This window comes from Arthrobacter sp. Y3221114 (assembly GCF_059092625.1).
The window spans coordinates 38,333-57,582 of record NZ_JBNHHW010000001.1 but is presented as its reverse complement, the minus strand read 5'-3'; the positions used below and the strand labels follow the sequence as shown (position 1 = coordinate 57,582).

Genomic DNA, 19,250 nt, shown 5'->3' with positions numbered 1-19,250 from the left:
TGGGATGGGGTCAGCGGTTCCCGGCCGGCGCTTGCTGGCGCAGCCGGGCAAGGAGTCCCCCGGACTTCTTCCGGCCAGGCACATCGGTCCGGGCAAAGGACAAGAGTACACCGACGGCGGCCAGGGTCACCGTCAGGGCGGAACCGCCGTAGGAGATGAACGGCAGCGGCACCCCGATCACCGGAAGCAGGCCGGTGACCACCGCGATGTTCACGAACGCCTGGCCGATGATCCAGACCATGATGGAACCGGCGAGGACCCGTACGAAAAGGGATTCCTGGCGCATCACGGTGCGGACCAGCGCGATGGCCAGGACACCAAACAGGGCCAGGATCACGGTGGTGCCGAGCAGGCCGAGCTCTTCGCCGATGATGGCGAAGATGTAGTCGTTGTGGGCCTCCGGAATCCAGTTGTATTTTTGCCGGCTCTGGCCCAGTCCCACACCCCACCAGCCGCCGGAGGCCAGCGCGAAGAGCCCGTTGCAGGACTGCATGTTCAGCCCCGTCGTCGCCTCGCAGCTCTGGTCGGTCCACATGAGGATGCGGCCCATGCGGTTGGGGCTGACCACCACGAGCAGCAACACCAGCGCGCTGGCTCCGAGTCCGGCCAGGCCGAACAGCTTCAACGGGGCGCCGGCGAAAAACAGCCCGCCGGCGATGATGAGCATCAGGATCATCGCGGTGCCCAGGTCGTTGCCCAGCAGCACCGGGCCGACCACCAGGAGCGCACCGGGGAACACCACCGGGATCAGCAGGTGCTTCCATTGGCCCAGCAGCCGTTCCTTGGCCGCCAGCACCGTCGCCATCCACAGGGACATCCCCAGCTTGGCGACTTCCGAGGGCTGCAGGGAAACATTGCCGGGAAGGTGGATCCAGTTGCGGTTGCCGCCGACCGACTCGCCCAGCGGGGTGAAGACCAACAGCAGCAGGAGCACCGACACCGCGAGGGCAGGCCAGGCCAGCTTTCGGTAGGTGGAGACCTTCCAGCGCGAGAGGACCAGCATCGCCGTGACGCCCAAGCCGGCGAAGAGGGCCTGCCTCATGAACAGGGTGAACGGCGAGGTTTCATCGGCGATGGATTCCACCGCCGACGACGAGAGCACCATCAACAGGCCGATGGCGGTCAGGGCGAGGGCGGAGCCGAGGATCAGGTAGTAGCTGGCCCCGCTGGACTGCGTTCCGGTGCCCTGGATGCGGTCCAACAGGTCGGTGCCGCGCTGGCGTAGCTCGCGCAGGCGGCCGGCGGGGGCGGCCTCCGTCCCGGGAGCGGCGTGTCCGCGGGCAGCGGCGGGGGCCGGTGTCCGGCTTCCGCTGCGGGTGGTGGCCATTACTGCTCCTTAGTCGACGGTACCTGTCCCTCTCCGTACCGGCGGACGGCTTCCATGAACGCGTTGCCGCGGTGAGCGTAGGACGTGAACCGGTCCATCGACGCGGCTGCCGGGGCCATCAGCACGGTGTCCCCGTCGGCGGCGATGCCGGCTGCTGCTTCCACGGCCGCCGCCATCACGGTTTCGCCGTCGGCGTTCCCCGTCGTCGGCGGCCTGCCTCCAGTGTCCCCCGGGGACGCGTGGACGACGGGAACATCCGGTGCGTGTCGCTGCAACGAGGCCAGGAGGGCGGTGTTGTCCCTGCCGATCAGCACGACCGCCTTCAGCCTGCGCGCGTGGTCGGCGATCAGCTCGTCGTAGTTGACGCCCTTGGACAGTCCCCCGGCGATCCACACGACCGGGGAAAAAGACGCCAGCGAGGCCGAAGCCGCATGCGGGTTCGTCGCCTTGGAATCGTTGACCCACAGCACTCCGGCGCGCTTTAGCACCTTCTGGATCCGGTGTGCCCCCGGATCAAACCGCCGCAGTCCTTCGCGGACCGCGGCCGGTTCCACGCCGTAGGCCCGGACCAGGGCGGCGGCGGCCAGGGCGTTGGCCACCTGGTGCCGGGGCGCCGGTTGGCCCAGGTCGCTGAGGCCTGCCAGCTCGGCCGCGGAGTCCCGGCGTTCTTCGATGTAGGCCCGGTCCACCAGCAGGTTCTCCACGACGCCGACCATGCTGACCGAGGGCATTCCGGTGGTGAAGCCAATCGCCCGGCAGCCTTCGACGACGTCGGCCTCTTCGACCATCTCCTCGGTCTCGCGCTGCTCGGCGTTGTAGATGCACGCGATCCTGGTCCGCTCATAAATCCTGGCCTTGTCGGCCAGGTACGCCTCATAGGTTCCGTGCCAGTCCACGTGGTCTTCGGCCACGTTGAGCACCACGGAGGCCAGCGGGGACATCGTGTGGGTCCAGTGCAGCTGGAAGCTGGAAAGCTCGACGGCGATGACGTCGTAGCCGATGGGATCACGCACTGCGTCCAGGATCGGCGTGCCGACGTTGCCCGCCGCGATGGCGCGCAGCCCGGCCGCCTGCAGCATGGATTCGGCCATCCCCACCGTCGTGGTCTTACCGTTCGTACCGGTGATGGCCAGCCATTCGGCAGTGCGCCGGCCGGCGCGTTCGCGGACCCGCCAAGCGAGTTCGACGTCGCCCCAGATCGGAATCCCTGCGTCAGCGGCGGCCGCCAGCAGCGGGGACCGCGGCTGCCAGCCCGGCGAGGCGACCACCAGCTCGGCCGGCTCCCCGCCGACGGCGGGCAGTGCGCGGGCGTGGTCTTCGCCGAGGAGGACCTGCCGGGCCCCGACAATCTTCAGCGTGTCTGCCTTGGCCCGGTTTTCCTCCGTGTCGCTGCCGTCGACGACGACGACGGCTGCGCCCAGTTCGATCAACGTGTCGGCAGCGGAGAATCCCGACAGCCCGATGCCGGCAACCACCACGCGCAGCCCGGACCAGTCCGCGTCCCAGGAGGTGAGTGAATCGAGCCGGCTCATGAGCCCAGGACCCATTCGGCGTAGAAGATGCCCAGCGCGGCCGCCACGCACAGCCCGGCGATGATCCAGAAGCGCACGACCACGGTGACTTCGGCCCAGCCCTTGAGCTCGAAGTGGTGCTGCAGCGGTGCCATCTTGAAGACGCGTTTGCCGCCGCTGGCCTTGAAGTAGACCACCTGGATGATCACGGAGAGGGAGATGATCACGAACAGGCCGGCCATGACCACCAGCAGCAGCTGGCTGCGGGACAGGATGGCGAACCCGGCGATGGCGCCGCCGATCGCCAGCGACCCGGTGTCGCCCATGAAGATCTTGGCGGGCGCGGTGTTCCACCACAGGAACCCGATCAGCGCGCCGGCCATGGTTCCTGCGAGCAGTGCGAGGTCCAGCGGGTCGCGTACCTCGTAGCAGACCTCCCCGGGCACCTTGACCGAGCCGCAGCTCTGGTTGAACTGCCAGATGCCCATCAGCATGTAGGCGCCGCAGACCATCACCGACGCCCCCGCCGCGAGCCCGTCCAGCCCGTCGGTCAGGTTCACGCCGTTGGTAGCTGCGGTGACGATGATGTTCGACCAGATGATGAACAGGATAGTGCCGAGCACGGTGCCGCCGAAGGCGAGGTCCAGCCACGGGATGTCACGGGCGAAGGAGATGTTCATCGACGCCGGGGTGCGGCCCATGTTGTCCGGGAAGTTGAGGGCCAGGACGGCAAAGAGAATGCCGACGATGCCCTGCAGCACGATCTTGGCCCAGGCCCGCAGCCCGAGGCTGCGCTGCTTGGAGATCTTGATGAAGTCGTCCAGGAAACCCACCAGCCCCATGCCGGCCATCAGCAGCATGAGCACGGCTGCGGAGACGGTGGGCCCGTGGTGCGCGTCCCCGTTCATCAGCCACATCATCAGGTGCGTGGCAAAGTAGGAGAGCATCACCGAGGCCACGATGACCACGCCGCCCATGGTGGGCGTTCCGCGCTTGGTGTGGTGCGCCGTCGGGCCGTCGTCGCGGATGAACTGGCCGTAGCCCCTCCTCACCAACAGCTTGATGAACAAGGGCGTACCGAGCAGGGACAGGACCAGCGCCAGGGCAGAACCGATCAGCAGGGCTATCACTGCGCCTGGCCTTCCTCTTGGGATTCGCTTCCGCGCGGGGCAGCCGCCGCGGGGCCATTCGCAGACGGATTTGCCAATGCTACCCGGTCGCCCAGGAAGCGCAGCCCGGCTCCGTTGGAGGACTTGAACAGCACCAGATCGCCCGGTTCCAGCTTCTCCTCGAGCACCCGGCGGGCCTCCTCGGGCGTGCGTACCCAGAGCGATTCATCGCCCCAGGAGCCTTCCAGGACGGCGGCGTTGTGCATGGCCTTGGCCCCCTCTCCCACCACGATCAGGTGCGAGATGTTCAGCCGGACCACTATCCGCCCGATCGCGTCGTGCTCATGCACGGAGTCTTCGCCCAGTTCCAGCATTTCGCCCAGCACCGCCCAGGTACGGCGGCCGCGGCCGAGTTCGGCCAGCGTGCGCAGCGCTGCCCGCATGGATTCCGGGTTGGCGTTGTAGGCATCGTTGATCACCGTGACGCCGTCCGCACGCTCGGTGCGCTCCATCCGCCAGCGGCTGGCGGGGCCGGCCCCGTTCAGGCCCGCGGCGATGGTTTCCGCCGGCACGCCCAGCGCCCAGGCGGCGCCGGCGGCGGCCAGCAGGTTGGTCACGTGGTGGACGCCGATCAGCCCGGAGGTCACCCGGTGCTCGGAGCCGTCCGGGAAGCGAAGCGTGAATTCGGGGTGCCCGGCGTCGTTGACGCCGGCGCCGAGGGCCCGCAGCAACTGTGCCGCGCTCCCGTCGGGCAGGGTGAAGTCGTCGTCGGCGCTGAAGTACAGAATGCCGGCCCGGGTGCGGGCGGCCATGGCCTGGACGCGGGGATCGTCTGCGTTGAGCACGACGGTACCGCCGGCTGGCACTGCCTCGGCAAGCTCGCCCTTGGCGATGGCTATGTTCTCCACGCCGCCGAATTCCCCCGCGTGGGCGCTGCCGACGCCGAGCACCACGCCGACGCCGGGGTTGACCATGTCCGTCAGGTACCGGATGTGGCCGATGCCGGTGGCACCCATCTCCACCACCAGGTAGCGGGTGTCGAAGTCCGCGGCGAACACGGTCAGCGGGACGCCGACCTCGCCGTTGTACGAGCCGATCGGGGCCACGGTGGGCGCCACCCGGCGCAGGATGCCCGCCAGCAGGTCCTTGGTCGTGGTCTTGCCGGCGCTGCCGGTGATGCCCACAACCTCGAGCCCCGAGGCTGCGCGCAGCCGCGCCACGATGGCCGCGGCCACGGCGCCCATGGCCAGCACGGCGTCCGCCACAACGATCTGCGGCAGGAGGCGGCCGGCGGCGTCGGAGACCTCGCGTTCGGTCAGCGCCAGCACGGCACCGGCTTCAAACGCCGCGGCGACGAAGAAGTGCCCGTCTGCCGTCTCGCCCGGTTTGGCCACGAAAAGGCCGCCGGGTTCAATCTCGCGGGAGTCTGTGGTGGCGGAACTCACGGTGATGCCGGCGGTCTCCCCGGTGGCACCGACGGGCTCCCCAACGATCCGTCCGCCGGTAATCGCCGCTATATCGGCTGCAGTTAGTTCAATCATGACGATCTAGGACTCTACCGCGTCCGGGGAGAGCACTTCGAATCCGTGCCGGTGCAGGGCCCCGCGCAGTTCCTCCCGGTCGTCGAGGGCCAGGTTCTCCCCGTTGACCTCCTGCCAGACCTCGTGGCCGCGGCCGGCGACGAGGACCGTGTCCCGGGGCGTGGCCAGGGCCACGGCACGCTCGATGGCCTCCGCGCGGGGGAAGACTTCGAGAATCTCGGCCGGCAGTTGCTCCTGTTCGGCCGCGGCACGGGCGCCGGCCAGCACATCGGCGCGGATGCGGGCCGCATCCTCGCCGTGCGGGTCGTCATCGCTGACAATGACGACGTCGGCGAGCCGGGCGGCGATGGCCCCCATCAGCGGGCGCTTGGTTTGGTCGCGTTCTCCCGTCGCCCCGAACACAACGATCACGCGGGCCCCGGGTTCGGGACGGCGCACCGAGGCCAGGGTTCTCTCGAGCGCGTCGGGATTGTGCGCGAAGTCGACAATCGCTGCCGGGTTCTCGCTGAGCACCTGCATCCGGCCGGGAACCTCGACGGTCAGCGGATCCGCCGCGTCCAGTGCCTGCTGTAGCCTGGCCGGAGAGGTTCCGGAGGCTGCCACCATCGCCACCGCCAGCGCGGCGTTGGAGATGTTGAACGAGCCGGGCAGGCCGGTGTGCAGCCGCAGCAGCACGCCGCCGGGCCCGTGCAGTTCAAACCGGTGCCCGAGGCCCTCACGGACCGGGTTGCGGACGGACCAGTCGGCGCTGCCGCCCTGCGTGGCCAGGGCGGCCACCGGCACTCCGGCCGCCCGGGCCTGGCCGGCGAGCCGGCGGCCCCAGTCGTCGTCGACGCTGACGACCGCGTGGCCGGACCGCTCCGGGCTGAACAGGCGGGCCTTGGTCTCGAAGTACTCGTCCATGCTCCCGTGCAGGTCCAGGTGGTCCTGGGTGAGATTGGTGAAGCCGGCCACGTCGAACCGGACGGCATCGACCCGCCGGAAGGAAATGGCATGCGAGGAGACCTCCATGGCCGCCGCGTCCAGCCCGCGTTCGCGCATCAGGGCCAGCAACCCGTGCACCTCCGGCGATTCCGGCGTGGTCAGGGCGCTGGGAATCGGTTCGGAACCGGCCGTGATCTCGATGGTTCCGATCAGTCCGGTGCTGAGGCCCAGCGCCTCGAGCAGGGACTTGATGAAGTAGGTGGTGGTGGTCTTGCCGTTGGTTCCGGTGACGCCAAAGAGCGCCGGCGCCTGGCCGCCCGCCGGCTGGCTGCGGTAGACCGCGGCCGCCAGCGGCCCCACGAGTGCGCGCAGGTCCCGCGACCGCAGCACGGGCAGGCCCGGTGCCAGGCCGGCTGCCCGCCGGGCGCCGTCGTCGTCGGTCAGGATGGCGGCCGCTCCGGCCGCTTCGGCCTGGGCGGCGAAGTCGGCGCCGTGCTGCCGGGCTCCGGGCAGGCCGATATACAGGTCCCCCGGCTCGACGGAACGCGAATCTATGGTGATCCCGGTGAAGGCCAGGTCTTCCGACGCCGGGCCGCCCTCCGGTACGGGAAGCCCGCGGTGCTGCAGCATGCTGCTCAGAACCGCCAGCCGGACCGGCCTGACCGTTTGGGGCCGCAGGGGCGAGGCGGACCGGTGGGGCTGCTCGGCAGTGGAACTCACATATTCTCCAGGTTGGCTCATTCCAGCGGCAGGTCGACCCGTTTGCTGGTGGACGGCGGCACGTCGTAGGCATTGAGGACCTGCGTCATGACCTTCTTGAACGTCGGTCCGGCTGTCAGCGTCAGCACCCCGCCCTGCGGCCGCTGGATGGTCGCCACGACGACGAACTGCGGATACTCCATCGGGGCGATGCCGGCCATCGAGATGGTGTAGCCGCTGAATCCCCCGTCGGCGGCCGGTGCTTCGGCTGTACCGGTCTTGACCCCGATCCGGTACTCCTTAATGTTACCGGGCTTGCCACTGTGGTACTTCGAGTTGGTTTCCAGCATGTCCTGCACCTGGTTGGCGGTCTTCTTGGAAACCGCCCGGCTGCCCTTCTCGACCGGCACCTCGTGCTCGGTGCCGTTCGGGTCGATGTAGGCGTCGATGAGCCGCGGCTGCATCAGCACGCCGTCGTTGGCGATCGTGCCGAAGGCAACGGCGGTGTGGAGGGCCGTCTGCGCGAGGCCCTGGCCGAACAGAACGGTAAATTCCTGCCGCCCGTCCCACGTCCCGGGCTCGGCCAGCAGGCCGGCGGTGGCGCCGTTGATGCCGATGTCGAAGCGCTGGCCGATGCCGAACTTCCGCAGGTAGTCGTAGCGCTGCTGCCGCGTCAGCTGCTGCCCGATCATCGTGGTGCCGGTATTGAGCGACTGCGCGAAGATGCCGGCCGTGGTGCGCGTCAGGGTGCCGTGCGGTGTCGCGTCCTGGAAGGTTTGGCCGTTGACGGTGTACTTGGGCGGGATGGTGTACCGCGAAAGCGGGGTGGTGATGCCCTCCTCGATCGCGGCCGCCATGGTGATCATCTTGGTCGTCGATCCCGGCTCGAAGGCACGGGTCACCGCCATCGACTGCCGTTCGCTGTCCGGCGTGGCGCCCGGGTCATTGGGGTCAACCGTCGTGGAGTCCGCCAGTGCGATCAGGTCGCCGGTCTTGGCATTGAGGACGACGACGGTACCGTAGTCGGCGCCGTAGTCCTGCACGGTCTCGGCGATGACTTCCTGGGCGTACCACTGGATGTCGGTATTGATGGTCAGGCGCACGCTTTGGCCGTCCACGGCCGGGACTTCTTCATAGGTGCCGACCGGGATGCGGATGCCGTCGGCGCCGATTTCGTAGGTCTTCGAGCCCGGCGTCCCGGAGAGGACGTCGTTCTGCGAGGCCTCGATGCCTTCGAGCGGCACGCCGTCCGACCGCATGAACCCGACCACGGAACCGGCCACCGCCCCTGCCGGGTAGTTGCGGATGGTGGTCGCGCGGGCGGACAGCCCGGGGAAGGCCAGGTCCTCGATCTTCTGCTGGACTTCCGGGGTGACCGATTTGGCCACGTAATTAAAGGGCTTGTCGCCGGTGACCGCTGTGGTGACGGTCTCCACGTCCTGGCCCAGGATGCCCGCCAGCTCGGCAATGGCGTCGGCGATCTTGACGTCCTCGGACTTTTGGCTGATCGGATCGAACCGGGTGTAGTCCTCGACCAGCCGCTGGTCCACCACCACGTCGAACCGCTGCACGCTGCGGGCGAGCACGTTGTTGTTGGCATCCAGGATCTCGCCGCGCAGCGCGGGCAGGTCGACGGTGCGCAGACGCTTGTCCACTGCAGCCTGGGCCATGCCGGCCGTGTCCAGTCCCTGAAGCTGAAACAAACGGGCCCCGAGGATAACCAGCAGGATCAGCACTATCGCCAGCCCGGCCCGGAGCCTCCGTGTGGCCCTCGCCGTGCGGTTGGGGTGCTGCCGGTCGGCTGTTGGTGCTGCCACAGGTACCTCGTTTGCGTTGCCGGGCGGTTACTGGCCTGTCTGTTGCTTCGGCGCCGGGATGCTGCCGCCGTTCAGCTGCTTTTCGGCTGGTTTCGGTGCCGCGTCCCCTTCTGCAGCGGCTTCCGCAGCGGCAGCAGGTTTCGCCGTTTCCTTCGCCGCCGCGGGGGCGCCGTCCTTCTTCCCGGCTCCGTCCTTCGCGGCCGGCTGGTGGACCGGATTTTCCGGCTGGGCCACCAACAGCTCCGGGGCTGCGCCTAATTCCGCCGCCTTCGGCTTCCCGGTGACCTTCTGGCTCTCCAGATTGATGGAGCCGACCGACGGAGACGTTACCATTCCCAATTCTGCCGCCTTCGCGGCCAGATTCTGGGGAGCCTGGTTGTTTTCGAGTTGCTGTGTCAGTTTTTCGTTTGCCTGGGCCAGGGAGACCTGCTCGTTGCGCAGCTCCACCAGCTTGTACTGCCCGCTGGAGACCGAGATGTTCAGCATCAGTACGCTGCCGAGGGCGAGCACCAGGACGGTGAAACAGAACAGGGCGAACGGCACCCGCTTGCGTGTCGGGCCGTTGGGTACAACGGAGAGCGGGGTACGGCGGGGCACCTGCCGGGGCGCGCTTGCGGGACCTCGGGCCGGCGCAGCGCTGCCGTGCACGTACTGATGCTGGTCGGGACGGGCCGCGTGGGCACTGGCACTCATTTTGCGCTCCTGTTCCGGATCCGTTCTACGGCCCGCAGTTTGGCCGACGCGGCCCGCGGGTTCTCTTCAATCTCTGCCGCCGTAGGCACTTCCGTGCCCTTGGTCAGGGTCTTCAGCTGCGGCTTGTGTTCTTCCAGTTCCACGGGGAAGCCGCGGGGCGCGGACGACTTCGAGAGCTGGCCGAAGACGGCCTTGGTGATCTTGTCCTCCAGCGAGTGGTAAGACATCACGACAATCCGGCCCCCGAGGGTCAGCACGTCGATGGCGGCGGGCAGGGCCCGCTCAAGCACGTCCAGCTCCTCGTTGACTTCGATGCGCAGCGCCTGGAAGGTGCGTTTCGCCGGATGACCGCCGGTCCGCGCCGCGGCAGCCGGCACGACCTTGCGGATAGCGTCCACGAGTTGACCGGTGGTGGTCAGCGGGGCTTCATCGCGGGCTGCCACAATGCTGGACGCGATGCGTCCGGCAAACTTTTCTTCGCCCCAGCGCCGGATGATGCGCACCAGGTCCGCCTCGGCATACGTGTTGACGATGTCAGCGGCAGTCATCCCCCGACTGGTGTCCATCCGCATGTCCAGGGGTGCGTCGTAGGAATAGGCGAAACCGCGGTCCCGCTCGTCCAGCTGGAGCGAGGAGACGCCCAGGTCGAACAGCGCGCCGTCGATCTGGCCGACACCGAGGTCATCGACCGCGTCGGCGATCTCGTCGTAAACCGCGTGAACCAGATCGGTGCGCCCGGCGAAAGGCCGGAGCCGTTCTCCGGCCAGCGCCAGCGCCTGTTCGTCCCGGTCGATCCCGATCAGGTGCAATTGCGGAAAGCGCTGCAGCATGGCCTCCGAATGTCCGCCCATGCCGAGCGTCGCATCGACGACGACGGCGCGGCCCCGTTCCGCCACCGCGCGTTCGATGGCCGGGGCGAGCAGGTTGATGCAGCGGTCGCGGAGCACCGGAATGTGGCGCTCCCCTGCCGGCCGCTCGCTGTCCATCCTGAATCCTTCTTTCCTGCCGGTACATGGGACCGGTTCGTCGCTGTCTTTTAAGGCCGAAGGTCCTTGAACCAGATCCCCATCCGCGCCTGGCCTGTCCCGCCTGGCTCCGGGGAAGGTGAGCCAGGTTGGACCTGCCGGGCGGCTGGAGATCTCATCCAAGGAGGTCCGTGCCGCGTGTGGTGTTTTGTCGCCCGGGGTCAAAAGACTCCGGGCAGTACGTCTTCGTCTGTTTCGGAGAAGGCGGTTTCCTGCTCCTGAAGGTAGTCGTCCCAGGCCCGGGCATCCCAGATCTCCGCGCGGGTTCCCGCGCCGATGACCGCCAACTCCCTGTCGAGCCCTGCATAGGTTCGCAGTGCCGGCGGGATGGTGACCCGGCCCTGCTTGTCCGGTACTTCGTCAGAGGCTCCGGACAGAAAGACCCGAATGTAGTCGCGGGCGTGGCGGGAAGATATCGGAGCCTTCCGCATCTCCTCGTGAACCCGTTCGAATTCCTTCTGGCTGAAGACGTAGATGCAACGCTCCTGGCCCCTCGTCAGGACGAGTCCATCGGCAAGCTCCTCGCGGAACTTTGCGGGAAGTATCAGGCGCCCCTTCTCGTCCAGTCGCGGCGAATGTGTCCCGAGGAACATCGCCACCGCCCTGCCGATTAGAGGAGACCGTCGCCCCCTGCGTCACCACTACCCTCTTATGTCCTCCACTTTACTCCACATCACGCCACAGTCAACTACTTCCGGCCCCTTTTGTAGCTAGAAATGTTCGGTGCCATCCGCATGAGGCCGCGGAAGTAGGCGGGTGGAGCGAAGTGGGAGGGAAGTGGAGGGTTTGGGGAGCCCCCGGCGGCAGGAGATCCAGGAGGCTCCGGTCCAGGCCGGCAGCACCGGCCGTGGTGGGGCGGAATGGAGCGGAGCGGCGCTTAACGGGCCGTTTAAACACGAAAAGACCCGACGTTTGACGGGTCTTGCCTTCGTGCTGTCCGGCCGTTAACGGCCGGGTGGGGCAAAGTGGAGGAGCCTCAGCGGCCGCTCCCGGTGGCCGGGTCTGGTGTCAGCGGTCTTCGCCGTGGTGCCGTTCGTCCCACCGCTCCTCGAGGCTCGCCATGAAGCCGCCCTTCGACGAGGAAGTCTGCTTGTTGCCGGTTGACCGCGGCGACCCTGCCCCGGCCCGGCGCGTGGTGGCCCAGTAAACGCCGGCACCCATGATGATGAAACCCAAGACTCCGACGGCGATGATCTGACTGAGGATGCCGGTGAGCAGGACCAGGATTCCGGCAATCGCGACGAGTGAGCCCACGACGATGTGGCGCGTCGACAACGATCGGCCGCTGGCCGATTCCATGTGGCTGGCAAACTTCGGGTCATCAGCATGCAACTGCTGCTCCAGTTGTTCCAGCAGCCGCTGTTCATGCTCTGAGAGTGGCATCTGAGCCTCCTTTGTTCCAGTCCCCCAGGGGTGCATAGCGTACAACGAACTCCACGGGACAAGAGTTCCTGAAACCAACCGGAACCGAATTGACCTCTGCTACTAAGAATAGAGCGCAAAGCCTGCAATCAAAAGCTACGATGACCCAACTGTGATCCCATCCTCAGCGATTTCAAGCGCCCCGGCCCCGCCGCGGCCGGCGGCCGGATTCCGGGCCCTGTTCCGTCGGCTTGCGCGGCCCGGACTTGAGCAACGAGGCAGGCACGATTCCCGCGCCGCCGAACTTCCGGTTTACTTCGTCCAAGGCTTGTTCGGCACTGTGCCAAGTATCCTCGTGGCCGTCGAAGCTCAACTGCTGGCCGCCCCGGCCGGCGTCCTCCAACTGCTCCGCCCGCAATCCGATGAGCCGGACCGCCTGCGGACGCTCGCCGATGGCCGCCAGAAGCCCCGCCGCTGCGGCCTGCAACTGCTGGGCGCTGTTCGATGGCGCCGGCAGCTTCCGTGACCGGTTCAGGGTGGTGAAGTCGGAATACCGAAGTTTCAGCGCTATGGTCCCGGCGCGCATGTTCCCGGCGCGGAGCCTGGCGGCCGTCCGATAGGCCAGCCGCAGGAGTTCGCGCTCCAGCAGCTCGTCGTCGTCGACGTCCTTTTCAAAGGTTTCTTCGGCACCGATGCTCTTCTCCACCCGTTCCGGGGTGACCGTCCGGTCGTCGATGCCCCAGGCCAGCCGATGGACGTGGTCGCCGGTGGCTCCCAGGACGCGGTGCAGCGCGGCGGGCGGAGTCTGTGCCACATCAGCTACGGTACGGATGCCGAGGCGGGCCAGGACCTCCCGCGTTTTGGCACCGACTCCCCACAGGGCTCCTACCGGCAGGGAATGCAGGAAGTCGACCGTCTCGGCCTCGGGTATGAGCAGCAGTCCGTCCGGCTTGGCATGCGTGGAAGCTATTTTCGCCACGAACTTGGTGGCGGCGATGCCTACCGTCGCCGTCAGCCCCAGCTCGGCTGAGATCCTGCGGCGGATGAGCGCGCCGATCTCCAGCGGCTCGCCCAGCCGCCGGCGCGCACCGGCCACGTCGAGGAAAGCTTCGTCGACGCTGAGAGGTTCCACGTACGGCGTGATTTCCCGGAAGATCGCCATAATCCGGGCGGAGGCCTGCTGGTACTTGGTGTGGCTGGGTTCTATGATGAGCGCCTGCGGACACAGCATGCGTGCCCGCGCCATCGGCATCGCCGAGCGGACGCCGTATTTGCGGGCCTCATACGATGCCGAGAGCACCACCGCCCGGCCGGAGGCGGATCCCACGATGACCGGCTGCCCGACCAGCTCCGGGCGCTCCAGCAACTCCACGCCGACGAAAAAGGCGTCCATGTCCACGTGGAGAATGGTGCAGTTCTGCTGGTCCGGGGAGGTCACAGCACTATCGTAGGCGGGCCGTCGCCTGCCGTGCCGCGCAGGGGCAGCCACCGCCCGGCGGCCCCACCACATTGTCTAGACTGGGCTGGAGACATCAGTACCACCGCGAGGAGCTCCGCCGCATGCTGTACCGCCCTGAAGAATCCCGCCCCGCACGGGCAGACCGGAGGTAACGGCGTGGAGCCCTCATTGACGACGACGGTCGCTGCCGAACAGGAGGACTTCCGGCAGGCCGTGGCCGGATTGCTCCGGGAGTTCCTGGCCGGACAGAAGGACCTGCTGCAGGATGCGGCCCCGGACGCGGCACCGCTGGTGGAGGCCATCACCGACCTCACCGCGGGCGGCAAGCGCCTCCGGGCGCTGCTGGCTTACTGGGGATGGCGCGGGGCAGGGGGGTCTGTGCTCGCCGGCCAGTCCGTTCAGGTGGGAGTCGCGCTGGAACTCTTCCAGGCGGCGGCACTGATCCACGACGACATCATCGACCGCTCGGACACCCGGCGGGGCAGCCCGAGCGTGCACCGGCGGTTCGAACAGCAGCACCGGCTCAACGGCTGGGCGCTGGACGCCGAACGCTACGGGCAGGCCGCCGCCCTGCTGGCCGGCGACCTGTGCCTGTCCCTCAGCGAAGAAGTCTTTGCCGGGATTGGGGCGGAGTCCGCATCGGGGACGCCCGCCCGCGCTATTTTCAACCGGATGCGCGCGGAGGTCATGGCCGGGCAGTACCTGGACCTGCTGGAGGAAGCGGCCGGACCGGGCCGCCCGGCGGAAGCCGCCGTGGACCGCGCCCTGCAGATCCTGCGCTACAAGTCGGCCAAGTACTCCACCGTGCATCCCCTGTGCGTGGGCGGTGCGCTGGCGGGCGCTTCGGCCGGGCTGCTGGAGGCCTACGAGGCATTCTCGCTGCCCTTGGGCGAGGCCTTCCAAATCCGTGACGATGTGCTGGGCGTGTTCGGTGATCCGGCCACCACCGGCAAGCCGGCCGGGGACGACCTGCGGGAAGGCAAGCGCACTGTGCTGATTGCACACACGCTCAACCACTGCACGCCGGCCGAACGCACCCTGCTGGAGACCCGGCTGGGCTCACCGGAGCTCTCTGACGCGGCGGTGGAAGAGCTGCGGGGCCTGATCACCAGCAGCGGCGCCCTGGCTGCCGCCGAGCAAATGATTTCCGACCGGACCGCTGCGGTGGACGCAGCCTTGGCAGCCCTGCCGGTACCGGACGGCGTGCGCCAGGCCCTGGGCAGGCTGGCCGACTCGGCGGTGCGCCGCAGCGCCTGAGCCGGTTGCCTAGAGCCCGTTGCCCTGGACCCGGCCCCGGCGCGTGTCCGGGGGCGTGCCGCAGGAGGCCGGACGCCTACCAGCCGAGCGCTTGGGCGCGGCGGCGGATCTCGGTCTTGCGGCCCTCGCGCAGCGCGTCGATGGGCCGGCCCGGGAGGGAATCATCGGCGGTGAAGAGCCAGAGCAGGGCTTCCTCGTCGCTGTAGCCGGCATCGGACAGTACCGCCAACGTCCCCTTGAGGCTCTCGAGCACGGTTCCGCCGACCAGGAACGCCGCCGGCACCGAGCGGATCCTGCGCTCCCCCACTCGCGCCTCGACCAAGGCGCGTTCTTCAAGCAGGGCGTGCACCTTCTTAATGGAGACGTCCAGTTGCTCGGCAACGTCCGGAAGCGGCAGCCAATCGGAAATCAGTTCTTCAAGTTCACTCACCGTATAAGGGTGCCACGGCGGCCCCCGCTGAGCCATTTCCTTTTCGACACGCCGCCTTCATTCTTCATTCTCCCGCAGTGGCTTTTGTGTTATGCGTCAATAGTGTAAATTCACTTGAGTAACAGTTTTCACATCGATAACAAATGGCACTCCAGTACCACTGTGCGGCCCGTTGGGGGACGCTCGCCAGGCCGCAAAACAAGGATGAGGGACACCAATGACCGATCAGCGCCCGATCACGCGCACCGACCGCAGCCAGCCCCGCCGGGTGCTGCTGTCCGCGGCAGCAACCGCGGCGATTCCCGCCGTCGTGCTGTCCTCCGCTGCTTTGGCCATGCCGGCCCAGGCAGCCGACCTGCCACCGCGCTCGGCGCTGCAGCCCAAGGCGGCGATTCCGGGCGTCACCGTTCCGGCGACTGCTTTCATTCCCGCTTCCCAGGTTGTTGCCCAGTTGCCCGCTTCGCTCCGGGCGCAGACCACTCCCGCCGCCCATACGGTCCGGGCCGGTGAGACGGTCAGCGGCATAGCGGCCCGTTACGGCCTGTCCGTGCAGAAAGTGCTGTCGCTGAACGGCCTGGGTGCCAGCACCATCATCCACCCGGGGCAGAAGATCAAGCTGGGCGGCTCGGCAGCGAAGTCCTCCGGCAAGGCGGCGACGCAGTCCTCGTCCCGTTCCGGCAGCTACACGGTCAAGTCCGGCGACACCCTGTCCGGCATCGCCGCCAAGCACGGCATGAGCCTGGGCGCCATCCTTTCCGCCAACAACCTCAAGATCAGCTCGATCATCTACCCGGGCCAGAAGATCTCGGTCAACGGCGGGGCCGCCCGCGTCTCCACCGCCTCGGCCGCGAGCCAGGCGAAACCTTCCACCAAGACCAGCGCCGGCAGCTACACGGTCAGGTCCGGCGACACGCTCTCCGGCATCGCCGCCAAGCACGGCATGAGCCTGGGCGCCCTCCTCTCCGCCAACAACCTCAAGATCAGCTCGATCATCTACCCGGGCCAGAAGGTTTCGGTCACGGGCGGAACCAAGGCTTCCAGCGTCCCGTCCGCCGCCCAGGCTAAACCTTCCACCCGGACCAGCGCCCCCTCGGGCACCGGCAGTTACACGGTCAAGCCGGGTGACACCCTCTCCGGAATTGCCGCCCGCCACGGCATGAGCCTGGGCGCCGTCCTCGCCGCCAACAACCTCAAGGTCACCTCGGTCATCCACCCCGGCCAGAAGATCAAGGTGAGCGGTTCGTCCGTGACCAGCGCGTCGGCGTCGTCCAAGGCGCCGGCCAGCAGCACCGCAGCCACCGGCAGGGGCAGCTACACGGTCAAGTCCGGCGACACGCTTTCCGGCATTGCCGGCAAGCTCAACGTGACGCTGTCCAGCCTGCTGCAGTCCAGCGGCCTGAAGTCGACCTCGATCATTTATCCGGGCCAGAAGATCAGCGTCCCCGGCGGTGCGCAAACCACGACGTCGAACGTCGGCAACGCTTCGGCCCAGCCGCTGGTGCCCAGCACCTTCCTGCACTACACGTATCCGGCCGCGGTGGTCGGCAAGGCCAACGAAAACAAGCGCCTGCTGCTCTCCACGCCGCAGCCCACCCAGGCCCAGATGAAGGACATCATCGCCGAAACGGCGGTCAAGATGGGCGTGAATCCGCGGCTCGCCCTGGCGCACGCCTACCAGGAATCCGGCTTCCAGCAGGACGCCGTGTCGCCGGCCAACGCGATCGGCGCCATGCAGGTCATTCCGTCCTCGGGCGAGTGGGCCTCGACCCTGGTGGGCCGCAAGCTCAACCTGCTCGACCCCTACGACAACGCCACCGCCGGCGTAGCGATCATCCGGTCCCTGGTGAGCACCAGCCCGTCCCTGGACATCGCCATTGCGTCCTACTACCAGGGCCAGTACGGCGTGATGACCTACGGCATGTATAGCGACACGAAGGCCTACGTGGCCGCGGTGAAATCGCACATGAAGAAGTTCTAGCGGGCCGCCGTCCCCGTGCAAAGGACCCGAACCACGGTGTGGATTCGGGTCCTTTCGCTGTGAGGACTTAGGATCGTATAGTGCAACCGGCAACTGATTCACTGGTCGGCGCCCTGATCGACGGGCGCTACCGGGTTGCCTCGCGCCTGGCGCGCGGCGGGATGTCCACCGTTTACCTGGCGTCCGACACCCGGCTGGACCGCAATGTGGCGCTCAAGGTGCTCTATCCCTACCTGGCGGAAGACGCCGGTTTCCTGGAACGGTTCGAACGCGAGGCCAAGTCCGCGGCCCGGCTCTCGCACCCCCACGTGGTGGGCGTCTACGACCAGGGCATCGACGGCAACGTCGCCTACCTCGCGATGGAATACGTGCCCGGGCACACGCTGCGGGACCTGCTCGACGAGTCCGCTCCGCTGACGCCGCGGCACGCCCTGGCAGTCCTTGATCCCGTCATCGAAGGGCTGGCCGCCGCGCACGCCGCCGGTCTGGTGCACCGCGACATCAAGCCGGAGAACGTGCTGATGTCCGACGACGGGCGGGTCAAGCTCGGCGATTTTGGCTTGGCGCGCGCCGTGACCACCAGCACCAGCACCGGGTCCCTGATCGGGACCGTCGCATACCTGCCGCCCGAATTGGTCACCGGCACCGCGGCCGATGAACGCAGCGATGTCTACTCGGTGGGCATCATGCTGTTCGAGATGCTGACCGGGCGCCAGCCGTTCACCGGCGAGGTGCCGATCCAGGTGGCGTTCCAGCACGTCAATTCCACCGTGCCCGCGCCGTCAACCCTGGTTCCCGGGCTGGCTCCCGACCTCGACGAGCTGGTGCTCTGGTGCACGGGGTCGGATCCGGACCAGCGGCCGGTGGACGCCGCAGCGCTGCTGGGCGAACTGCGGCACGTGCACAAGTCGCTCAGCGATGCCCAGCTGGATGCCCAGGCAGCCCGGACCGGGCCGGCGGCGACATCATCCACCCAGGTCATCCCTTCCGATCCGCACCGCACCACCGTCATTTCCCGCTCCGCACACCACACGCAGGTTTTCAGCGCCGGCGAGGCCGCCGCAGCGGCGCCGGCCGGGCAGCAGCGGCCGCTGTCCGCCCGCGAATCGAAGAAGCGCCAGCGGGAAGTGGCCCGCCGCTCGCGGCGCCCTGAACAAAACCTGCGCCGCGGCAATCCCCGACGCCGAGGCATCATCTGGATTGTCGTCCTGGCCATCGTGGCTGCCTTGGTCGCAGCCGCAGGGTGGTTCTTCGGCATCGGGCCCGGCGCCATCGTTTCCGTTCCCGACGTAACCGGCAAGCCGGTGGCGGAAGCTGAGGGCATGCTCCGGGACCAGGGGCTGGAGTTCACGCTCGAGGAAGTCTTCGACGAGAAGGTGGCCGCGGGGTTGGCCGTCGGCACGGAACCCGATGCGCCCGTCGAAATCCGCCGCTTCGAGCAGGTGGCCCTCGTGGTATCGAAGGGCCCGGAGCTCTTCGGGGTGCCGCCGCTGGCGGGCATGAGCGTGAAGGAGGCCACCGCCGCGCTGGAAGAAGCAGGGCTTGCCGCCGGGGACGTCAAGGAAGCGTACGACGAGGAAGTAGCGGCAGGCATCGTCCTCAGCCACAAACCCGCCGAAGGCGAACAGCTGCGGCGGGGCACCGCCGTCGGGCTCACGGTCTCCAAGGGGCCGAAGCCGTTCAGCGTGCCGCAGGTGGTCGGCCAGCCGCAGTCCGACGCCGCCGCAGCCTTGGAAGGCGCCGGCCTGAAGGTGGAGGTGGCCCCGGAGGCCGTGTTCGACCGCAACGTTCCGGCGGGCTCGGTGGCGGCGCAGACGCCGGCCGAGGGCCAGGTTATTCGCGGCGACACCGTCACCCTGACACTCTCCAAGGGCCCGCGGATGGTCGAGGTCCCGGACACTGTGGGCCAGCAGGTGGACGAGGCGAAGCGTGCGCTGGAGGAACTGGGCTTCGAGGTGAAGGTCAAGGAGTTCCTCGGCGGCTTCTTCGGCACCGTGCGGACACAGGACCCGGACAGTGGGTCTCTGCCGGAGGGCTCGGTCGTCACGCTGACCGTGGTCTGATGCTGCCAGCCGCCGGCGGCGCCCGCGTCCCGTGACGGCCGGAAGGCCCGGAACC

15 protein-coding genes are annotated in these 19,250 nt (G+C 68.0%); 3 read left to right on the top strand and 12 right to left on the bottom strand.

Translation table 11 applies throughout. The features are described 5' to 3' along the window. Positions 1-10 precede the first annotated feature (10 nt). The 11 genes from ftsW to dinB form a co-directional block, all read right to left on the bottom strand. Positions 11-1,327, bottom strand: a complete 1,317-nt coding sequence (ftsW, locus tag AC5RV3_RS00255; RefSeq protein ID WP_494120479.1) for a putative lipid II flippase FtsW — start codon at positions 1,325-1,327, stop codon at positions 11-13. After that, on the bottom strand, positions 1,327-2,859 hold the full coding sequence (murD, locus tag AC5RV3_RS00250; protein ID WP_494120478.1) for a UDP-N-acetylmuramoyl-L-alanine--D-glutamate ligase: 1,533 nt from the start codon (positions 2,857-2,859) through the stop codon (positions 1,327-1,329). Before murD ends, ftsW begins: the two co-directional genes overlap by 1 nt. Next, the gene (mraY, locus tag AC5RV3_RS00245) at positions 2,856-3,968 is read right to left on the bottom strand and encodes a phospho-N-acetylmuramoyl-pentapeptide-transferase (RefSeq protein ID WP_494120477.1); all 1,113 of its coding nucleotides are present in this window, start codon (positions 3,966-3,968) and stop codon (positions 2,856-2,858) included. The genes murD and mraY overlap by 4 nt, the downstream gene beginning before the upstream one ends. Next, positions 3,965-5,488, bottom strand: a complete 1,524-nt coding sequence (locus tag AC5RV3_RS00240) for a UDP-N-acetylmuramoyl-tripeptide--D-alanyl-D-alanine ligase (RefSeq protein ID WP_494120476.1) — start codon at positions 5,486-5,488, stop codon at positions 3,965-3,967. The genes mraY and AC5RV3_RS00240 overlap by 4 nt, the downstream gene beginning before the upstream one ends. A 6-nt stretch (positions 5,489-5,494) precedes the next feature. Then, the gene (locus AC5RV3_RS00235; RefSeq protein WP_494120475.1) at positions 5,495-7,153 is read right to left on the bottom strand and encodes a UDP-N-acetylmuramoyl-L-alanyl-D-glutamate--2,6-diaminopimelate ligase; all 1,659 of its coding nucleotides are present in this window, start codon (positions 7,151-7,153) and stop codon (positions 5,495-5,497) included. Next, positions 7,150-8,928, bottom strand: coding sequence for a peptidoglycan D,D-transpeptidase FtsI family protein (locus AC5RV3_RS00230; RefSeq protein ID WP_494120474.1), 1,779 nt, complete (start codon positions 8,926-8,928; stop codon positions 7,150-7,152). The genes AC5RV3_RS00235 and AC5RV3_RS00230 overlap by 4 nt, the downstream gene beginning before the upstream one ends. 27 nt (positions 8,929-8,955) lie before the next feature. Beyond that, positions 8,956-9,621 (bottom strand): cell division protein FtsL, encoded by a 666-nt coding sequence (gene ftsL, locus AC5RV3_RS00225; protein ID WP_494120473.1) that lies wholly within the window; start codon positions 9,619-9,621, stop codon positions 8,956-8,958. After that, positions 9,618-10,607, bottom strand: a complete 990-nt coding sequence (rsmH, locus tag AC5RV3_RS00220) for a 16S rRNA (cytosine(1402)-N(4))-methyltransferase RsmH (RefSeq protein ID WP_494120472.1) — start codon at positions 10,605-10,607, stop codon at positions 9,618-9,620. The genes ftsL and rsmH overlap by 4 nt, the downstream gene beginning before the upstream one ends. A gap of 200 nt (positions 10,608-10,807) precedes the next feature. Beyond that, the gene (gene mraZ / locus AC5RV3_RS00215; protein WP_493987551.1) at positions 10,808-11,239 is read right to left on the bottom strand and encodes a division/cell wall cluster transcriptional repressor MraZ; all 432 of its coding nucleotides are present in this window, start codon (positions 11,237-11,239) and stop codon (positions 10,808-10,810) included. 415 nt (positions 11,240-11,654) lie between these two features. After that, on the bottom strand, positions 11,655-12,029 hold the full coding sequence (locus AC5RV3_RS00210) for an SCO2097 family morphological protein (protein ID WP_494113518.1): 375 nt from the start codon (positions 12,027-12,029) through the stop codon (positions 11,655-11,657). A gap of 172 nt (positions 12,030-12,201) precedes the next feature. Next, on the bottom strand, positions 12,202-13,518 hold the full coding sequence (gene dinB, locus AC5RV3_RS00205; protein ID WP_494120471.1) for a DNA polymerase IV: 1,317 nt from the start codon (positions 13,516-13,518) through the stop codon (positions 12,202-12,204). 105 nt (positions 13,519-13,623) lie between these two features. On the opposite strand from dinB, the gene AC5RV3_RS00200 reads away from it, so the two are divergent. Further along, positions 13,624-14,724: a polyprenyl synthetase family protein gene (locus AC5RV3_RS00200; RefSeq protein ID WP_494120470.1), complete on the top strand. Its 1,101-nt coding sequence runs from the start codon at positions 13,624-13,626 to the stop codon at positions 14,722-14,724. 76 nt (positions 14,725-14,800) lie between these two features. On the opposite strand, the gene AC5RV3_RS00195 is transcribed toward AC5RV3_RS00200, so the two are convergent. Beyond that, positions 14,801-15,154: an Rv2175c family DNA-binding protein gene (locus AC5RV3_RS00195; protein WP_494120469.1), complete on the bottom strand. Its 354-nt coding sequence runs from the start codon at positions 15,152-15,154 to the stop codon at positions 14,801-14,803. A 217-nt stretch (positions 15,155-15,371) separates the two neighbouring features. Between AC5RV3_RS00195 and AC5RV3_RS00190 the strand changes: the two genes are divergently transcribed. Continuing rightward, positions 15,372-17,132: a LysM peptidoglycan-binding domain-containing protein gene (locus AC5RV3_RS00190; RefSeq protein ID WP_494120468.1), complete on the top strand. Its 1,761-nt coding sequence runs from the start codon at positions 15,372-15,374 to the stop codon at positions 17,130-17,132. Positions 17,133-17,209: 77 nt separating this feature from the next. Further along, a complete protein-coding gene (gene pknB / locus AC5RV3_RS00185) occupies positions 17,210-19,195 on the top strand; it encodes a Stk1 family PASTA domain-containing Ser/Thr kinase (RefSeq protein ID WP_494120993.1) in 1,986 nt (661 codons plus the stop codon). Positions 19,196-19,250 lie beyond the last annotated feature (55 nt).